The organism is Streptococcus sp. A25 (assembly GCF_043674095.1).
Taxonomy (GTDB): domain Bacteria; phylum Bacillota; class Bacilli; order Lactobacillales; family Streptococcaceae; genus Streptococcus; species Streptococcus suis_V.
This window is the reverse complement of the sequence record NZ_JBIMJO010000042.1, coordinates 1-1,007: the sequence shown is the minus strand read 5'-3', so window position 1 is coordinate 1,007 and position 1,007 is coordinate 1. Positions and strand designations below refer to the sequence as shown.

Sequence of the window (1,007 nt, the reverse complement as noted above, 5' to 3'; positions counted from 1 at the left end):
TTTAAATTGTCAAATTAAGTTAGACTTTTTATATAACTCAGAAAAACTTGGTAAGGTGTTTGATAATTCAAAGACTTTCTAGGGATTCTATTTCTTTTATCAGCTATAGCTGATAAAAACTGCTGAGAAATATCAGTAAAATCCATCTGTTTCGGAAGTCCGTGTCGTCTTAACAAACCGTTCGAGTGTTCATTTAGACCTCGCTGCCCAGGGCAACCTGGATCAGCAAAGAAAATATCAATGTCATGTGCATTCGAAATAGACTTCCAATTAGAAAACTCTTTCCCACAATCAAAGGTTATCGACTTAAAGAGATGTTTAGGAAGTTGAGACAGCCATTGATTGATGGCAGCCTCAATATCACTTGCTTTTCGTCCCTTGGTTTTCAGTGTGATGATGGATTTTGAAAGGCGTTCTACCAAGGTAATAACCGCACTTTTGTGCTTTTCCCCAACAATGGTATCTCCTTCCAAGTGTCCAAATTCTGCATTAAAATCAGGATAGAGTTCAGCCCTTTCACGTAAATCTCTGCGAAACGTTTGTTTTCCTCGTTTTTCACTATGACCATTTGGCTTTCTCTTCCCTTTCCAGGGGAAATCCTCTTTCTTGAAAATACCACGGTCAGCCAGTCGATAGAGAGTTCTCATAGAGCAAGAAATGTTATCCGAATAAGCTCCTTTGATGACATCAAGGCTCCAATCTAAATCCAAATGAGTTTGAATAATGTCTTTTTCTGCTTGCGAAAGACTTGTTTTCCTCCGACCACAGCGTTTCTTATTGGCTATATAGCGTTCGTAGTAGTCATAGGCGGAATGGCCGTCTTTGAGAAAGTTGATAACATTATAGATAGTCTGCTTTGACCTCCCCAGAGATGTCATAATATCTACAATTTTTACGCCTTCTTGGTAGTATGCCTCTATCATTACGAGCTCATTTGTGGTAAGATGGGTATAGGTCATTTATGTTAGTTCCTTTCAGACAAATGTGGTAGTTTATCTGAGCCTAAC

The 1,007-nt window shown here is 38.7% G+C and carries 1 protein-coding gene; it reads right to left on the bottom strand.

The window, feature by feature from the left end; translation table 11 throughout:
* Positions 1-14: 14 nt before the first annotated feature.
* Positions 15-959, bottom strand: a complete 945-nt coding sequence (locus ACHBID_RS11085; RefSeq protein WP_248046595.1) for an IS30 family transposase — start codon at positions 957-959, stop codon at positions 15-17.
* Positions 960-1,007: the final 48 nt, after the last annotated feature.

Coding starts and splice junctions, on each gene's coding strand:
- ACHBID_RS11085 (WP_248046595.1), bottom strand. CDS start 959: ATGACCTATACCCATCTTACCACAAATGAGCTCGTAATGATAGAGGCA.